This window comes from Psychromonas sp., assembly GCF_047632955.1.
Classification (GTDB): Bacteria; Pseudomonadota; Gammaproteobacteria; order Enterobacterales; family Psychromonadaceae; genus Psychromonas.
Genome location: NZ_JBLIED010000034.1, coordinates 20,451 through 38,940, shown reverse-complemented (window position 1 = coordinate 38,940; position 18,490 = coordinate 20,451). Strand labels below are relative to the sequence as shown.

At 42.7% G+C, this 18,490-nt stretch carries 13 protein-coding genes; 12 read left to right on the top strand and 1 reads right to left on the bottom strand.

Annotated features, from left to right (window positions below):
* Nucleotides 1-223 precede the first annotated feature (223 nt).
* Entirely contained in the window at nt 224-1,582 is a 1,359-nt protein-coding gene (locus ACJAZP_RS15870) for an ABC transporter substrate-binding protein (RefSeq protein WP_415231719.1), read from the bottom strand.
* 256 nt (nt 1,583-1,838) lie between these two features.
* Between ACJAZP_RS15870 and ACJAZP_RS15865 the strand changes: the two genes are divergently transcribed.
* From ACJAZP_RS15865 to acnB, 12 genes are all read left to right on the top strand, one after another.
* Nucleotides 1,839-2,882, top strand: coding sequence for a substrate-binding domain-containing protein (locus ACJAZP_RS15865; protein ID WP_415231718.1), 1,044 nt, complete (start codon nt 1,839-1,841; stop codon nt 2,880-2,882).
* A 36-nt stretch (nt 2,883-2,918) separates the two neighbouring features.
* Complete coding sequence (locus ACJAZP_RS15860; protein ID WP_415231717.1) at nt 2,919-4,601, top strand: glycoside hydrolase family 13 protein; 1,683 nt, start codon at nt 2,919-2,921, stop codon at nt 4,599-4,601.
* A 355-nt stretch (nt 4,602-4,956) separates the two neighbouring features.
* Entirely contained in the window at nt 4,957-5,340 is a 384-nt protein-coding gene (locus tag ACJAZP_RS15855) for a DUF302 domain-containing protein (RefSeq protein ID WP_415231716.1), read from the top strand.
* A gap of 267 nt (nt 5,341-5,607) precedes the next feature.
* Nucleotides 5,608-6,798, top strand: a complete 1,191-nt coding sequence (gene hmpA / locus ACJAZP_RS15850) for an NO-inducible flavohemoprotein (protein ID WP_415231715.1) — start codon at nt 5,608-5,610, stop codon at nt 6,796-6,798.
* A 396-nt stretch (nt 6,799-7,194) separates the two neighbouring features.
* A complete protein-coding gene (locus tag ACJAZP_RS15845) occupies nt 7,195-7,611 on the top strand; it encodes a GFA family protein (RefSeq protein ID WP_415231714.1) in 417 nt (138 codons plus the stop codon).
* A 299-nt stretch (nt 7,612-7,910) separates the two neighbouring features.
* The gene (gene mprF / locus ACJAZP_RS15840) at nt 7,911-10,556 is read left to right on the top strand and encodes a bifunctional lysylphosphatidylglycerol flippase/synthetase MprF (RefSeq protein WP_415231713.1); all 2,646 of its coding nucleotides are present in this window, start codon (nt 7,911-7,913) and stop codon (nt 10,554-10,556) included.
* A 360-nt stretch (nt 10,557-10,916) separates the two neighbouring features.
* Nucleotides 10,917-11,381, top strand: coding sequence for a transcriptional regulator SlyA (slyA, locus tag ACJAZP_RS15835; protein WP_415231712.1), 465 nt, complete (start codon nt 10,917-10,919; stop codon nt 11,379-11,381).
* 17 nt (nt 11,382-11,398) lie between these two features.
* Nucleotides 11,399-12,457 (top strand): HlyD family secretion protein, encoded by a 1,059-nt coding sequence (locus ACJAZP_RS15830; RefSeq protein WP_415231711.1) that lies wholly within the window; start codon nt 11,399-11,401, stop codon nt 12,455-12,457.
* An 11-nt stretch (nt 12,458-12,468) separates the two neighbouring features.
* Nucleotides 12,469-13,497 carry a DUF2955 domain-containing protein gene (locus ACJAZP_RS15825; RefSeq protein WP_415231710.1) on the top strand — a complete coding sequence of 343 codons (1,029 nt, stop codon included), beginning with the start codon at nt 12,469-12,471 and terminating at the stop codon, nt 13,495-13,497.
* 174 nt (nt 13,498-13,671) lie between these two features.
* Entirely contained in the window at nt 13,672-14,256 is a 585-nt protein-coding gene (locus ACJAZP_RS15820; RefSeq protein ID WP_415231709.1) for a TetR/AcrR family transcriptional regulator, read from the top strand.
* 177 nt (nt 14,257-14,433) lie between these two features.
* The gene (gene htpX, locus ACJAZP_RS15815; protein WP_415231708.1) at nt 14,434-15,285 is read left to right on the top strand and encodes a protease HtpX; all 852 of its coding nucleotides are present in this window, start codon (nt 14,434-14,436) and stop codon (nt 15,283-15,285) included.
* Between the two features lie 449 nt (nt 15,286-15,734).
* Nucleotides 15,735-18,332 carry a bifunctional aconitate hydratase 2/2-methylisocitrate dehydratase gene (acnB, locus tag ACJAZP_RS15810; RefSeq protein WP_415231707.1) on the top strand — a complete coding sequence of 866 codons (2,598 nt, stop codon included), beginning with the start codon at nt 15,735-15,737 and terminating at the stop codon, nt 18,330-18,332.
* The last annotated feature ends 158 nt before the right edge of the window (nt 18,333-18,490 follow it).

The window sequence follows — 18,490 nt, the reverse complement described above, 5'->3', positions numbered from 1 at the left end:
CCGCTGCCCGGCGAATATTTTGTGCCATTTTTTGATTGGACACATGATTAATTGGGAAGAGCAGCCCCAACAACCAGTTACTGCCAAAAAAATAAAAAACACAACCAAAAACGCCCAGTAGCACGGCCAGTAAGGAGTAAGTTAATTGTTCCATTAGAAAACCTCACACAGGGAGCAAAATAAAAAATAAGCCGGTATTTCACCGGCTTATTAGAGGGAACTGTTATTTAAGCGCGTCCCAGGTGCCTTGAATGTAGTCACCGACTTCTTTCGCTGATTTTCCGCCTGTGTAATCAACCATACCGGTCCAGAATGCACCTGCACCAATTTTACCCGGCATTAAGTCAGAGCCGTCAAAACGGAAGGTAGTCGCATCCAGCAGAATCTGCCCCTGTTTTTTCAGCGTATCATTACCGTAGGCGTCAATATTTACCCCTTTATAAGGTGTTAAGAAACCTGATTGTGCCATCCAAATCTCATGGGCAATAGGCGTTTGCAGGAAGGCAATAAAGGCTTGCGCTGCTTTTGAGTCATCGGTGATACCCCACATAGTACCGCCACCTAACACTGGTTTTCCTAAGTCTTTAGACGCATAAGCCGGGAAGTAAAAGAAGTCTGCGTCAACCCCGAGTTTGGTACCCTCTGGGAAGAAACTTGAGATGAACGAGGCTTGTCTGTGCATATAACATTTAGGCGGTGAGCTAAATAAACCTCCGGGACTTTCACGGAAATCAGAAGTGGCGACAGCGCGGGCGCCACCTTCAACGAATTTATCATTACCGGCAAACCAACCAAATTCTTCAATGGCCTGGATAACTTTAGGATCGTTAAATTTAAGATCATTTGTAACCCAACGGTCATAATCTTCAGGTGACTGTGTTCTTAACATTAAATCTTCAACCCAATCGGTTGCCGGCCAACCCGTTGCAGCACCACTTCCGAGACCAATACACCAAGGCGTTCCACCATCGGCAACAATCTGTTTGGTTAAGGCTTTTAACTCTTCCATGCTTTGCGGTACTTGATAGCCTGCATCATCAAAATTTTCAGGAACAAACCAAACCAGTGATTTCAAATCAACTTTATAGAAGAAACCAAATAAGTTTTTGTTGCCTTTTTTGTCGGTAAAAGTACCAAGATCCACCCATGATGATCCGGCCGCATAATTCTCTTTTATCCATGCTGCAGTATCAGCACTGAGTGGTGATAAAAAACCTTTTGATGCAAGATCCGCGGCTAAGCCGGGTTGCGGGAAAATGGCGATATTAGGTGCACTGCCTGCCTGAACATCAATCACAATTTGTTGTTCGAAAGAATCCGACCCGGCATACTGTACGTCTGCACCGGTTGCCGCTTCAAAATAAGCCATCACACTTTCAGCCAGATCTTTATCGGCGCCTAACCATGGGCCTTTAATGGTCAGCTTTTGTCCTTTTAAGTCAACGTCATTTTTAAACTTCTCAAAACTCGCCCAGTTAAAGCTGTTGTCTTTGCCGGGTTGGAACTTCAAATCAGCGGCAAAAGCTGATGAAGAGGTAAGAATTGCCAGAGCAATCGCGCTACTAAGTATCTTATTTTTCATGTTTATTTAACTCCGTTTTCAACAAAAAAGGAACATTTACTAAATCATTTAAGATAGAAACTATCAGGTGCTAATAATAGACAAAGATATTAATAAATATCGTAAATTGTACGTATATTGTGCGCAAAACCTCTTTTGCGTACAATTAGCGTACTAATTTGGTGATAGCCATCACTGAATTTATAAATTCAGCCTTAGGGAGTATGAATAATTTACTAAAACGATTTAGACTGGTTAAAATATAAGGGGCGTCTCAATGAAAATGCCACAAAAACACACATTAAAAAATATTTCCCAGCAACTAAGCGTCTCGCCGGCGACTATCTCTAATGCCTTTAATAAACCGGCTCAACTGTCAAAGTCGCTGCGCAATAAAATATTAAAATATTGTGAAGAGGTCGGTTACTTAGGTCCAAGTATGGCCGCTAGAAGCCTGCGCACGGGTAAAACAGGGGTCTATGGTATTGTATTATCGGATGATCTTTCTGAGTCATTAATGAACCCGGTGGCCAATCAATTTTTAAGCGCCGTTGCCGAGGTGTTTGATAAACAGCATGTTAATATGCTACTGCTCGCCTCGAATACGGATCGTTATATTGTTAATCAAATTGATAGCCTGGCGGATGCTTTTATTGTTTATGGTCAACCCAAAAACAGTAAAATATTAATACGTCTGGAGTTGCAGAATAAACCCATTATCACGGTGGATTTTAAGTATAAAAACTACCCGTCCATTAATATTAATAACCATGAAGCAGCTTACTCAATTGCTAAATACGCCATTGAAAATACCCAAGCCAGCACCATTCATCCGGTTATTTTAGGGCTGCACCTGACCCAGAACAGCGATTCTCAAGCTATTTCTGATCTGCAGTTATTCTCCCCCATCGAGTCGATCAGTCGCTGCCGCTTAGAAGGTTATAAAGAGGCTTTAAAGGACGCAAATATTAGCATTGAAAATGATGATATCTGGCAAATCGAACCCTATGATGAGCGCATGATCCAAACGATTATCCGCGGCATATTAACCGCCGCTGATCCCATTAATTTGCTTTTATGCATGAGTGATAAAATTGCCATTGCCGCTTTACATGTCGCCACTGAGCTTAATATTAAGGTTCCCCGTGAGTTACAGATTGTTGGCTTTGATGGTATTAGCCGCGCCCTTGAGCGGGGGATCACCACGGTAGGTCAACCTATTAAAGAGAAGGGCAATATTGCAGCAGAGGTTTGCCTGGGCATTCGCAAAAGCGAATCGGTCACTCTGTTGACTAACTTAATCATTAATCAAAGTGCATAGCGACACTCCATTATTTCTTAATATAAGGAACCGGGTATGAAAGGCGCAATAACAAAAAGATGGTGGCATAACTGCGTGGTCTACCAGATTTATCCTCGCAGCTTTAATGACAGCAATGGTGATGGTGTGGGTGATATTCAGGGCATTATTGATAAGCTGGATCATATTCAGGCATTGGGCGCTAATATTATCTGGTTAAGCCCGGTGAATCAGTCACCCATGGATGATAACGGTTACGATATTTCCGATTATTATAAAATAGCGCCGGAATACGGCACCATGGCCGACATGGAGTTACTAATTGTCGAAGCTAAAAAGCGCGACATTAAAATTTTAATGGATTTGGTGGTCAACCATACCTCCGACGAGCACCCCTGGTTTGTTGAATCAAAAAGCAGCTTGGATAATCCCAAGCGGGATTGGTATATTTGGAAAGATCCCAAACCCGATGGCAGTGAACCCAATAACTGGGAATCCTTTTTTACTCCGAAAGCCTGGGAGTTTGATGATTCAAGCAAGCAATATTATTTACACCTGTTCAGTAAAAAACAGCCCGATTTAAACTGGGCAAATCCAGAGGTGCGGGCCGCAATTCATGATGTTTTACATTTTTGGTTAAAAAAAGGAATTGGCGGCTTCCGTATGGATGTGATCAATATGATTGGCAAACCTTCGGATTTCCCCGATGCCACCATTTTTGATGAAGGCGTCGCGGGCTGGGAGCATTGGGCAAATAACCTTCTATGTCATCAATATCTGCGCGAAATAGATGCAAAAGTATTGTCCCACTATGATGTTATGACCGTTGCAGAAACACCCTTTACCACAACGCTCGATGGGCGTTACTACTCACACCCGGACAGGCATGAAGTGAGTATGATTTTCCATTTTGAGCACATGAGTATCGACAGAGAAGAGCACAATGCCGTACGCAAACCCTTCAATCTGGTTGAATATAAAGAAATCATGACACGCTGGCAAAAAGATCTTTATCAAAAAGGCTGGAACAGCTTGTATTGGAGCAACCACGATCAACCGCGTACGGTTTCGCGCTTTGGTTGTGACACTAAAGAATATCGCAGTATCAGCGCGAAAATGCTCGGTACGGTCACCCATATGATGAGTGGTACGCCCTATGTTTATCAAGGTGAAGAGATTGGCATGACCAATAAAACCTTTACTGATATCAGCCAGTTTAATGATTTAATGGCAAAATTTCATTATCAGAAAATATTAGCCAGCGGCCGCAGCGCGCAACAGGCCCTCGATTTTCTTAACTATTTTTCACGTGATCATGCACGTTTACCGATGCACTGGGATAACAGTTTAAATTCCGGATTTACCGCCGGCACCCCGTGGCTGGCACTCAATGATAATCAGGCCGAAGTGAATGCACAGGCCGAAAGAGCCAATGAAAATTCAATATTTCACTATTATCGTAAACTGATTGCGTTGCGCAAATCCGCGCTTTATGGCGAAGTCATTACCTACGGGCAATATCAGCTGCTTGACCATGATGATGCCGATGTTTACGCCTACCAGCGTTGTTATAATGGCAAAACCTTATTAATCATCTGTAACTTTACCAAGCTGAGCTTAACCCGACGTTATGAGGGAAAAATTAAACAGCTGGTATTGAACAATTATGAGGATAATCCGCACTCACTTGCATCATTAAACCTTGCTCCTTATCAGGCACTGATAGTGGATATTTCATAAAAATAAACACTGGATTGGTCAATAATCATCCTGACAAACCATCGTGCTTTTCCACTAAGTGCGATGGTTTAGTGGCTCAATGCGTTTGCCGTAATGCAAAAGTTAATGGAATAGGATGAAGATGAAATTAAAGGCATTAAGCCAAGGGCAAATAGCCTAATATTTAATAATTCACACTGTACATCTCAATAAAGCGATTTATGACTCAATTTCACCAATCCTATATTTCCAAACAGAATAACTCCTTAAATGTCAAATAAATATAATTAAACATGGTTTTTATTTTAAATAAACAGGCTTAAAATGGGAGACTAGACAACCTTGTTATATTCAACCGTAAAGATGGAGATGCCTTATGTACTATATAGTTGAAACCGGTAAATCATTCGAGCAAGCATCAGTAGACCTTGATGCCGCTGTTAAACGGCACGGCTTTGGCGTGTTGCATGTCCACGATTTGGGCGATACCCTGCGCAGTAAAGGTATTTCCTTTGCTGAGCAGTGTAAGGTTTTTGAAGTCTGCAATCCCGGGCAGGCGGCAAAAGTCATGTCCGTTGATATGCGTTTAAACATGGCTTTACCATGTCGTATTTCGGTTTTTACGGAGAAAGGTCAAACCAGGATTGGTCTTATTAAACCAGTGCAAATGCTTTCGGCACTCTCGCAGGATGCAGCTTTAGTTCAAGTCGCCAAAGAAGTTGAGGAAAAGACCATCGAGATGATTGATGAGGCGAAATGAATATCCGTAACCACAGCAAATAAGAATAGGTTGTCAGATTAGTCGCACCTGTTCTTATTTTTACCCGCATTAGTTGTTGACGAAAATAATCGAGTAAAAAAGGTGTTGCAGGACTTCTCCACTCGAAACTTAAACTGTTCGTGTTTATCACGCCTTCCGGCTAAAATGCTTCAAACAGCGGCGCTTTTATTTGCATATTGTTAAATATGCATTTAAGATGCCTCTTAAGTCAAAAGAGGTATTTTAAATGCATATTAAGGAATTCACATGTTAACGCAAACTGAAATTAATATAATAAAAGACAGCGCACCGGCACTCGCACAATACGGAGAAGATATTACCGGACGGTTTTATCAGATTCTCTTTCAAACTAACCCGGAATTAAGTCATATTTTCAATATGACCAATCAGAAAAGTGGTAATCAGAAAGCGGCGTTAGCAACGGCTGTTTATGCATTTTCAAAATATGTCGATAATCTTGAAGTGATCCTGGGTGATGTAGAGCGTATTGCTCAAAAACACGTAAGTCTGGGTATTAAAAGTGAACATTATCCCTTAGTTGGTAGCGCGTTATTACAGGCGATTGACGAAATTCTTCAGCCTCCGCAGTCAGTGATTGATGCCTGGACAAAAGGTTACGCTATTTTAGCCGATGTTTTCATTAATAGAGAACAGGTTATCTTTGATGAAAAAGCACAGCAGCCGGGCGGCTGGACTGGCACGCGGGAATTTACTCTGGTGAATAAAGTCATTGAAACACCTTTGATCACCTCCTTTTATTTAGAACCGAATGATGGTCTGGCGATTTCCGACTACGTTCCCGGACAGTATATTGCCATTCATATGCACCCGGTAGGGTCTGAAAATCATCAAATTCGTCAATACAGTCTATCAAGCGCATACCATAAAAACGGCTACCGTATATCAGTTAAAAAAGAGCATAGTCCGCATGGTGAGGGACTGATTTCAAACTACCTGCATGACAGTGTCAATGTCGGCGATACGCTCAATCTGACTAATCCCTTTGGCGAGTTTTATCTACAGAAAAGCAGTAATCCAGTGGTACTGATAAGCGGCGGCGTGGGTATTACTCCGATGCAGGCAATGCTTGAAACATTAGTTGCGGACAGCTCCCGGAAAGTGCATTTTGTGCATGGCGCTCTGGACAGCATAAATCATGCTTATAAAGAGATGCACAATAATATAACCGAGACGGAGCAGGTGACCGCGCATGTTTTTTACGAGCAGGTATCCGGAAAATTGGCAGACAACCATTATCAGGGGCGGATTAATCTGGATCTGCTAAAATCAGATTTACCGCGGAGCAGTGCTGAATTTTATATTTGCGGGCCGCTTGCGATGATGAAAGCCGTCTATAAACAGTTAAAAACATTACAAGTAGCGGATGAAAATATCTTCTATGAAGTATTTGGTTCGTCTAAAACACTGGCGGAATAAAGCACTTGCAGAATGAAACAATAAGCAGCTGAACCTTCACGGTTTCAGCTGTTATTCGTGCAATAAAGATGAAGCATTTTCTTCAATCAACAAGTGTCTTCAATCAACAAGTGCAGATTATCAGCCAGTATAATCTGCCTATTTTTAGCCATTCCTGCCGTATCAATCATTATCAATATCAACCGCGCTCGCTTATACACTTTCTTATCTAACTACTGCCATTAAATCAATATAATCAATATAATCAATATAATCATTCTCCCCCAAAATTAGCGAAATTTTACATTAATTAATTGAATAGCAAACAGATGTAAATTAGTGTGGGTTTTGTTTTAAACAAACTGGAATGAAAAATTCTACAGTCCGTTAGCTGTTTTTATTTATTGGGGAATGAAAATGAAAGAGATTGAATATCCGATTAAAGGGGCCTGTCAATGTGGCAATGTCACCTATCAACTATTAGAACCGCCCGCCATGATTGTGGCTTGTCATTGCAAAGCATGCCAAAAACTATCTACCAGTGCATTTAGTATTACCGCAATGGTCCATGCAGATAGTGTACAATTCAAAGGCAAAATGAGTGAGTGGAGCCGGGTAGCGGATAGTGGTAATATTAGCATCGCAAAATTCTGCCCCTGTTGCGGAAATAGGCTCTACCATTTTAACCCCAGTGAACCCGAAAAAATAAAACTTAAGATCAGTAACTTATCAGATACAAGAATTATACGTCCTACTGCTCATATTTGGGTTGCTGAAAAACAAGATTGGTATAAAATTCCTGAAGGGATAAAAGTCTTTGATAAACAGCCTTAATTTGTCTGTACGCAAATGATTTGAAGATGCCAAATTAAGAGCAGATAACTGCTGCTCTGAAAACTCAGACTTTATTACTCTCTTGGTACCTGCGCATACACTCTAAAAATTAATGCGAGTGACAGATACCGCACTATTAATGATTAGATGACCCTGAACGAGGCTAAAAAGATGCAAAAATCTTTGCTCAATAGCCGTTAAAAGTAATAGCTGCAGACCCTTTAGCCTCTGTGATTCGCCCAAAAGAGCTCAACAAGCTTGCCTCCGGTTTTTTAAAATAGATTAATTAGAAGTAGTTTATGACTGAAATAACGCCGAATAGATTTGCCTCGAATATTAAAACCTACGGTTCAAGTCTTGCCATTTTTGTGTTGTTTATTGCCGGAATAGTTATACTTTACAAAACGTTACACCAAACCAATACCCATGATATATATGCTCAACTGCGCGCTTTACCCGCAAGTAAAATACTACTTTCTACTCTATTTACCCTGCTCGGTTATACAGCTTTAGTGGGGTATGACTGGTCTGCTTTAAAATACGTCGGTAAAAAATTACCTTTCCCGCTGGTAGCTTTTACCTCCTTTAGCGGTTTTTCTCTGGGTAATACTATCGGTGTCAGTTGGTTATCAGGCGGAGCGGTCCGCTATCGTTTATATTCTCGGGTCGGTTTATCGGCAACAGAGATTGCGATGATCGTGGCATTCTGCACCGTCGGCTTTGGTATCGGTGAAATGCTGGTTGGCGGTATGGCTTTGATAATCCACCCCGATGTTTTTTCAGATTATATTAAAATCCCGCCTGTATTGATACGCTGGGGTGCCGTGATGATAGTGCTCAGCGCCGGGTTACTCATTTTGATTCGCAGCTATCACCAGGGAGAAGTACATTTTAGAGGAAAAACATTCCGCCTGCCGAGTACCGGCATTTTGACCGGACAAGTGTTGTTCTCTATTCTGGATATCGGCTTTGCGGGTGCCACTCTGTTTGTTTTATTACCGGAGAGTAATATCTCTTTTTTTCTGTTTCTGGCGGTCTTTGCTATTGCGCTGGTGGCCGGTGTGCTCAGTCATATTCCCGGTGGGATAGGCGTTTTCGAAGCGGTCATTGCAGGGGCATTACACCCCTATCTGCCAATGGAAAGTTTGACTGCCGCGCTGGTAAGTTACCGGATTATTTATTATCTGCTGCCTTTTGTACTCGGGGTTATTCTGATCTTAAGCAGCGAAGCCTACATTCAGGTAAAAAGCCGCTGGTTAAACACCGGAGAGCAACTCGAAGAAAGTGTAAAACTGCTCGCGAATGTTGTTTATAGTGCAATTCCGCCTGCTTTATCGGGACTGACCTTTATTTCTGGTGTCCTGATGCTGCTGGGAAGTTCAATTCGACTCTCAGGCAAGACACTGCTTATGCTGGAAGCGCTATTTCCGGCGGAGCTTATTGAGTTTTCCCATATTCTGGGTGGCGTGATCGGCATTATTCTGATTATTTTATCATTTGCTTTATGGCAGCGTATTCGTGCGGCATTATGGTTAACCAGCAGCCTGTTTATTGTTGGTGCCATTTTATCTTTTATCCAGACTCTGGATTACGATCGCGCCTTAGTTTTACTTGTGGCCCTCGGTTTATTAGTTTCAAGTCAAAAATTATTCTATCGCCGGGCGCGTCTTTTTAGCAGTCTGCTCGACTTTAAATGGTTGCTGCTGAGCATGGCGGCTTTATCAGGTTTTATCTGGTTAATTTTCTTATCGTTTCAAAATACTCTCTACAACGATGAATTGTGGTGGCAGTTTGCAACGGATCAGCAGGCTTCGCGAAGTATGCGCACCGCGGTGGCGGCCGTTGCTACTCTGCTGATTTTTTACGTCATTAACGCACTACGTCCGCCACGGCAAGTACCTGATTTTCCTGATCAGAATGAGTTGGCCTTAGCCAGAGACATTATTCAGCAGCAGGATAATGCCGAGGGTAATTTTGCATTGACCGGGGATAAACGATTATTTTTTTCTGAAAACCGTAAAAGTTTTATTATGTTTGCCTCACGCAACCGCAGCTGGGTCTCTCTGGGGGATCCTGTGGGTAATGACGACCAGGATCGGGTTAGTTTGCTATGGGACTTTAAAACCATGGTGAATCGTGAACAGGGACGCGCTGTTATCTATAAAATTGCAACAGACCATCTCGACTGGTATATCGATGCCGGCTTTAATTTGTTTAAACTGGGTGAAGAAGCCTGCATAAAGCTCGCGGACTTTGATCTGGACTGCCCGGAACGGAGTAAATTACGCCAGACCAGAAATAAAGCGATTCGTGCCGGTTTGCGTTTGGAATTCATTCAGCCGCCCTATGACGAGACCCTATTGGAAACGCTTCAAAGTATATCGGATCAATGGCTTATGCTTAAAAAGGTCAGCGAAAAAAGCTTTTCTCTAGGGCGCTTTGATAAAGCTTATATCAATGAATTACCCCTAGCGCTGGTTTACGAAGAGGAGCGTATCACGGCTTTTGCGAATGTATTTGTCACGCAAACGAAGCAGGAGTCTACGATCGACCTGATGCGGCACGTACCGGATGCGGCTCGAGACACCATGGATTTTCTCTTTATTGAGCTGATGCTGACATTAAAAGAGCAAGGTTATGGCGAATTCAGTCTGGGGATGGCGCCACTTTCCGGTTTTACAAACCATGAAAATGCCAGGCTATGGGATCGCTTTGGCACGATGATCTATAAAAATGGTAAACGTTTTTACAACTTTGAAGGTTTGCGAAATTTCAAAAACAAGTTCCGTCCTGAGTGGGTGCCGCGCTATATGGCGACCACTCAAAAAGGGGAAAGCCCTTTTCTGACGTTGGTTGATATTGCCGCTTTGACCAGTGGCGGTCTTAAAAGGGTTTTTAAAAAAGACAAAGCAAAATCTGCAAAACTATCTTCGGGCGTGAAGTAATACCAAAAGAACTAAAAAGGTGATCATCCTTGCTGGTTAAAATCATCCCTAACAGCGTTGTGAGTTTTATTCAGAACATCTCCTGCAACTAACGCCCTATTAGTGCTTATTTTTCCTTCGCAATCATTGCTCAGTTCATTAATTCTTTTGGTATAAAGAATAAAACAGTATCCATTTAAACTTCGCCGGTAGAGCCCTTAACCGGCAGAAAAAATTATTATCAACATCTAAATAAGTCCTGGCCGGCATTGCTGATCTTCTTTTTAACCCTATTCATTTTCATGACTTTTATCACGGTTATTTACTTAGCGTGCTAAGTAAGTATAATGCTTAGCACGCTAAGTAAATGGGATTTAAATAATGAGTGATGATATTGCGGTGTTTAATAAACCGTCGCTTGCTGAGCAGTTACGTCGCTCAGCTCGTTTATGGAGAACCGTTGCCGATCGGGAGTTAGCTCCGTTGGGATTAACCAATTCGCGCTGGACCTTGTTGTGGAAGCTTAAGGGCTTGAATAATAATGTCAGCCAGAAAACCCTGGCTAAGGCACTGGAAATTGAATTGCCTTCATTGATGCGCACATTAACCCAGCTTGAAACCCAGGGTCTTATTAAGCGTCACTGTTGTAACGAAGACAAGCGTGCCCGTATTGTTACGCTTACGGATGCCGGTAAAAGCATATTAATTGAAATAGAAGATCTTATTCTGATGATCCGCAGTGACCTGCTTGCTGGTATTGATGATGCTGAACTTAGAATATTTCAAAAGGTTGTTGAACGCATTACTTTTAATGCTATCAATAAGCTAGACGATCACAATAGATAAGAATAGAGATAATAATTATGACGTCAGAACAGAAATTTACGCTCTGGATTAAATACGCTATGACTATTTTTGTGGTTATTTTTGCCTATTTTTTACTTGCTGATTTTAAAATTCCGTTAACCCCACAGGCAATGGTGACGCGCGGTGTAACTAAGGTGGTACCTAGGGTTAACGGCACTATAGTGGCAATTAATATCAAAAATAACCAAAGAGTGGAACCGGGCGAAGTGCTCTTTAGTATTGACTCCGCACCTTATCAGCTGGCCTTAGAAAAAGCCTTGCTGCAGGTGCAGCTGGCTAAACAGGCGAATTTGCAGCTCGATGCATCGCTCGCAGCCGCAAAGGCTAATCTAAAGGCGATTGTTATCGTTTCGCGTCAAAAACAACAATACGTGCAACGACTGGATGCCTTGTTTGCGCGTCACAGTGTCTCAGAGCAGCAAAAAGATGATGCCGAAAGCGCGGCGGTTGGGGAGCAGGCAAACTTATTAGCAGCTAAAGCCCGCTTAAAAGAGTTGCAGGTAAGCCGTGGTGACGTGAGTGATGATAACGTTAAGCTGAGGGTCGCAGGCAACCAGCTTAAGCAGGCCGAATTGAATCTCTCTTATACGCAAGTCCGAGCGCAGCAAGGCGGCATAGTGACCAACCTGCAACTGGAAGTGGGCGCCTATGCCACTAGCGGGCAGCCTTTATTGGCGCTTGTCTCTTCGAAAGCCGAGGTGATTGCTGATTTTAGAGAGAAAAGTGCGCGTTATGCGGTTAATGGCAGTCCGGCCCTGATCACATTTGACGGTAACCCCGGCCATCTTTATAAGGCGTCGGTTATTAGTACCGATGCTGGGGTCAGTGTGGGCCAGTTTGCTGCAAACGGCAGTCTTGCCACGCCCAGTGTTTCCACTCGTTGGGTTCGTGATGCCCAGCGCATGCGTTTACATCTGGTTTTGAATGATGCTCATTCCGAAATATTTCCATCGGGTGCGAAGGCAACCGTGCAGCTGATGCCTGATAGTGGTGTGTTTGCCTGGCTGGCAAAAACGCAAATTGGCCTGCTCAGTCTTCTGCATTATATCTATTAAGGCTGATTACCATGAATTTATGGCATCACCCCATCTCCGAGAATGATCTTCGCCAATGTCTCCGCGTCGCAGCGGGTGCTACTCTGGGTTTTATCGTCTGCAAGTTTTTTAATTTAAGCAATGGTGTGTTTTTTGTCGTTACACCGATCCTGTTGCTAGGCATGGTGCCTAAAATGAACGCCCATGTCGCCAAGCAGACGCTCGCTTCTGCCATTATCTGCTGTTTAGAAGTGGGTGTTTTTGGGGGGCTGTTTGGTGCTCATCCAATGCTGATGGTGATGATTGTTTTTTTGTTATTTCTGTATAAGTTTGCCTGTATGGCAAAAGGCAGTTTGTTTTTATTTGGCGCAAATAGCGCACTTAATCTGAGCATTATGCTGCATTTTGCCAGTTACCCGGGAACCGATATTAATGCGCTTATTTTTACTAACTTTTGGGCAAACGTATTAGCCATTTTTATTGCCTATCTCATGATGTCTGTATTCCCCGATGTGCAGGAACGTACTAAGCCAGCTGCTGCGGACAAATCAGCCAATCGAATGCGCCATGAAGCGTTGATGGGCGCTTCAGTCGCCACGCTCTCATTTATAGCATTTCAAGTGCTGGACTTAAAAGACTCTATGTCGGCACAAGCCACAACGCTGTTATTGTTGTTTCCTATGCACTGGAATGGCGCCTTGGGTTATGCCAGAAAAAGAGCGATGGGCACCTTGCTCGGGGTAAGCGCAGGTTTGATTATGCAGCTATTTTTGTACAATTGGTCGGGGCAATTAGTACTGATTATTCCTCTGTTTTGGATTGGTTTAATGTTGTTGAGCTACGTTCATGTAAAGGAACGCAGCGGTTCCGGCGTCGGCTTTGGTGCGTTAACCACCCTGGGGATTTTATTTGGCCAATATTTATCACCTGATAATGATTTGATTTTTAGTGGTTTATATCGAATGAGCAGTATCGCTTTTGCGATTGTTGCGACCTTACTGGCCTGTTATCTAACCCACCATTTACTCAATAGCTTTGCCGCCACTCGGTTTGGCGAGTAGGCGCTAATTACTCTCTGAAGGTGCAGGGCGCAGGTCCAGCTTGGTGCTTGTGGTACTGTGTTGATCGAGTGAATGGGTTAATTACTTCTTTTAGTTTTTTAATAGCCGTATTATATTTTTATAAATAGCTTGATATTAAACGTCTGTTGATGGCTTTATTTAAGGAGTATCGTGATGAGTAAATCAGCCAAATTTAATCGTGCGGATGTTGTCGAAAAAGCCACCCGGCTATATTGGAAAAAGGGTTTTCACGGCACATCCATGCGCAACCTTCAGGATGTGGTTGATCTGCGCCCAGGCAGTATATACGCGACCTTTGGAAATAAAGAAAACCTCTTTAAAGAAGTCCTGCAACACTACGCGCAAGTTAGTTTATGTCGTTTGTCAGCCTGTAAAAAAGCATCTTCATCACCCCTTGAAGCACTGCGAATGCTTGTTAAAAATACTCTAAGAGACTCTTCGGCACCTAATGGTATGTGCATGCTGGTTAAATCAGTTGCTGAACTGACCATTGAAAATGCCGAACTGTTGTCAGAAGCTAAACGATTACTGCGTCTGATAGAAAGCGCATTCGCGGCAACCTTCAAAGAAGCGATTGAGCAGGGGGAGATAAGTGTATCTAAAGATCCAAACTATCTGGCTCGATATCTGCAAATTCAGATAATGGGGCTACGGACCTACGCACATGCTAACGATCATGACCAGGCTATTGAAGCGCTTATTGATGATATTTTTGATAGCAGCATTGTCCGCGGATAATGTACTAATAGTTATTCAGTGGACAGAAAAAATCAGCAGCCCCAGATTTAGATTAGGCGATAGAAGCATTATTTTTCTTGGGTTTGAATAATATTTGCAAATATTGTGGATTGCTCTAAATAGTTAAGCGATCTACGCTTTGATATATCTGTTGTTAAAATGTGACCGGGAGAATTTATGAAACGTATTTTACTGTTTATGGCAACCAACTTTGCCATACTTATTGTCCTCGGCATTGTTCTAAATGTGCTATTGCCATTACTGGGTATTCACCTCGATGGGACAGGAGAACTGTTATTTATTTCTGCTGTATTTGGTCTGGGCGGCTCTTTTATTTCCCTGGCGATATCCAAGTGGATTGCAAAACGCAGCGTCGGTGCTTATGTGATCGAGCAGCCAAATAACGCTCAGGAGCATTGGTTAGTCAATACGGTTAAAAGACAGGCGCAAAAGGCCGGGGTTGGAATGCCGGAAGTTGCCATCTATAACTCCCCTGAAATCAACGCCTTTGCAACAGGTATGAATAAAAACAATGCCTTAGTGGCGGTGAGCAGCGGTTTGTTAGCCAATATGACTGCCGATGAAGCAGAAGCGGTGCTCGGGCATGAGATGAGTCATATCGCTAACGGTGATATGGTCACTATGACCCTGCTACAGGGGGTAATGAATACCTTTGTATTTTTCTTTGCGCGGATAGTTGCAAGGGCGGTAAGCAGGGGCAGTGACAACCAGTTTGTCTACTTTATGACGGTCATGGCCTTTCAAATTGTATTCGGTATTCTGGCCAGCGTTATAGTGATGTGGTTTTCCCGTTACCGCGAATTTCGTGCCGATGCAGGTGGCGCGCATTTAGCCGGCAGAGAAAAAATGATCAATGCCTTAAGACGTTTACAAGGTGATCAGGTTGAAAGTCAGCTTGATGGTAAGTTAGTCGCCTTCGGTATCAGTGGTAAACAAGCTTTTTCTGAGTTGCTGATGAGTCATCCGCCGCTTGAAAAAAGGATTAAGGCTTTACAAAGGCAAGCCTAGAATGGCCTCATTAATGGCTTAATGTTCGCGCCACAGTATCATAAAAGGCTGATCCCGATGCAAACTGGTGATCAGGTATCAGCCAATAATTATTTAATGCGTCCATTTTACTGCACTCAATCCTCCGCATTTTCTATTGATTTTTGCAGGTTAAAATCAATCTCATCTATATGTATGGAAACAAAATATTGGGAGAAGGGTATCTGTATACGAGTTTTGCAGAGCTCTTTGAGTGGTATGGCGCGCAGCTTTCAGCCTGTTTACTGTAAAATGCATATTAATATTAAGGGTTGTGTTAACATTTCTGTAACTTACTGCAAACTCGCTTGTGGGTTTTATATTATTTGCTCTTCTGATGCGTTATACTTTTTGGGCAAATTTTCATATCAAACTTATATCAAACGATTCCAATAACGCGAATCCTTTCGCTGCAACAAGAGGTTACTATTGTGCTAGAAGCTTATCGTAAACATATCGCTGAACGTGCCGAACAAGGTATTGTCCCACAACCTTTGAATGCTGAACAAACTGCAGCATTAGTTGAATTGTTAAAAAACCCACCACAGGGCGAAGAAGCCTTTTTGGTTGATCTTTTAGAAAACCGTATTCCTCCAGGTGTTGATGAAGCAGCCTATGTTAAAGCCGGCTTTTTATCTGCTATTGCATCTGCTGAAACCACTTCGCCAATTATTTCACCTGAGCATGCTGTTAAGCTGTTGGGTACGATGCAGGGTGGTTACAATATCCAACCTTTGATCAGCCAACTTGATAATGAAAAGCTTGCGCCGCTTGCCGTCACCGCACTTTCTCATACCTTATTGATGTTTGATGCTTTCTATGATGTTGAAGAAAAAGCCAAAGCGGGTAATCTTTTTGCACAGGAAATAATACAGGCATGGGCCGATGCACAGTGGTTTTTAAAAAAACCGGCAGTTGCAGAAAAAATTACCATGAGCGTATTTAAAGTGACCGGCGAAACCAATACCGATGATTTGTCTCCAGCACCTGATGCCTGGTCTCGTCCCGATATTCCATTACATGCATTAGCGATGTTGAAAATCTCACGAGAAGGCATTGTTGCTGACCAGGAAGGTGTGGTTGGACCGATCAAACAGATTGATGCTCTGAAAGAGAAAGGTTACCCGTTAGTCTATGTAGGTGATGTAGTCGGTACAGGCTCTTCGCGTAAATCTGCAACAAATTCTGTTTTATGGTTTATGGGTAACGATGTCCCGTTTGTACCCAATAAACGTGCCGGCGGCGTGTGTATCGGCAATAAAATAGCACCGATTTTCTTTAATACGATGGAAGATTCAGGGGCATTGCCTATTGAGATGGACGTTAGTGGATTCAATAGCGGTGATGTGATTGATATCTATCCGCATCAAGGGGTGGTTAAAAATAATGCCACCGGTGAAATAATCACTAAATTTCAATTAAAAACGAATATTATTCTTGATGAAGTACGTGCCGGTGGACGAATTCCGCTTATTATCGGTCGTGGTTTAACCGAACGTGCACGTAAATCCTTAGGACTTGAGACATCAACTGTTTTCCAATTACCCGTTGAGCTTAAAGCTTCCACCAAAGGTTATACACTGGCACAAAAAATGGTCGGTAAAGCATGTGGTACTGATGGCGTACGTGCAGGTCAATACTGTGAGCCTAAAATGACCAGTGTTGGCTCGCAGGATACAACCGGGCCAATGACACGTGATGAGCTCAAAGATCTCGCCTGTTTAGGTTTCTCGGCTGATTTGGTGATGCAATCATTCTGTCATACGGGCGCTTACCCTAAACCCATCGATGTTATCACTCATCATACTTTGCCTGAATTTATCATGAATCGCGGTGGTGTTTCCCTGCGCCCTGGTGACGGTATTATCCACTCCTGGTTAAACCGTATGTTATTACCGGATACGGTAGGAACAGGCGGTGATTCTCATACCCGCTTCCCAATCGGTATCTCTTTCCCTGCAGGTTCTGGCCTCGTTGCTTTTGCTGCAGCCACCGGTGTTATGCCGTTAGATATGCCAGAATCTGTTTTGGTACGTTTTAAAGGTGAAATGCAACCGGGGATCACGCTGCGTGATCTGGTTAATGCCATTCCTCATCAGGCAATAAAAGAAGGTCACTTAACCGTTGCCAAAGCAGGTAAGGTAAATGTGTTCTCCGGACGAACCTTAGAAATTGAAGGCTTACCAAAACTTAAAGTTGAGCAAGCATTTGAGTTATCAGATGCCTCGGCAGAACGAAGTGCTGCGGGCTGTTCAATTAAGCTTGATAAAGAACCAATTATTGAATACTTAAACTCCAATATTGTGATGCTTAAGTGGATGATCGCCGAAGGTTACGGTGATGTGCGTACTATTTCCCGTCGTATTGAAGAGATGCAAGCCTGGATTGCAAAGCCTGAGTTAATGGAAGCGGATGCTGATGCTGAATACTTCGCTATTATCGAAATTAATCTGAACGATATTAAAGAGCCTATCTTAGCCTGTCCAAACGATCCCGATGACGTGAAGTTACTGTCCGAGGTCGCTGGACAATCCATTGACGAAGTATTTATTGGTTCTTGCATGACAAATATTGGTCATTTCCGTGCCGCAGGTAATTTACTGGAAAAATTCCCGGGTCAATTACCAACTAAATTATGGATTGCTCCACCAACCAAAATGGATGCTGCACAACTTTCCGATGAAGGTTATTACAGCATATTTGGTAAAGTGGGGGCGCGAACTGAAATGCCGGGTTGTTCTCTTTGTATGGGTAATCAAGCGCGAGTGGGTGATAAGACCACCGTGGTATCAACTTCAACACGTAACTTTCCTAACCGTTTAGGTAATGGCGCTAATGTCTACCTGAGTTCAGCTGAGCTTGCGGCAGTGGCGGCTATAGAAGGCAAACTACCAACGGTTGAGGAATATATGAAGTACGCTAAGACCTTGAATGCGACAGCAGCAGAGACTTACCGTTATCTAAACTTTGATCAAATAAAAAGTTATATGGATAAGGCAAATAGCATTATTCCGGTGAAAGTCGGCTAACTGTTATATTTTTTATAACTAAATTAAAGCCTCTCTGCTGCTTATTAGTTCAGGGGCTTTTTTATGTAAGTCTTTATTTTATTTTTAATTTATAATAATTATAGTGCGTATGACAGAGCGAATAAGGTGTGTATAATTACTCAAAATATTTTTTAATG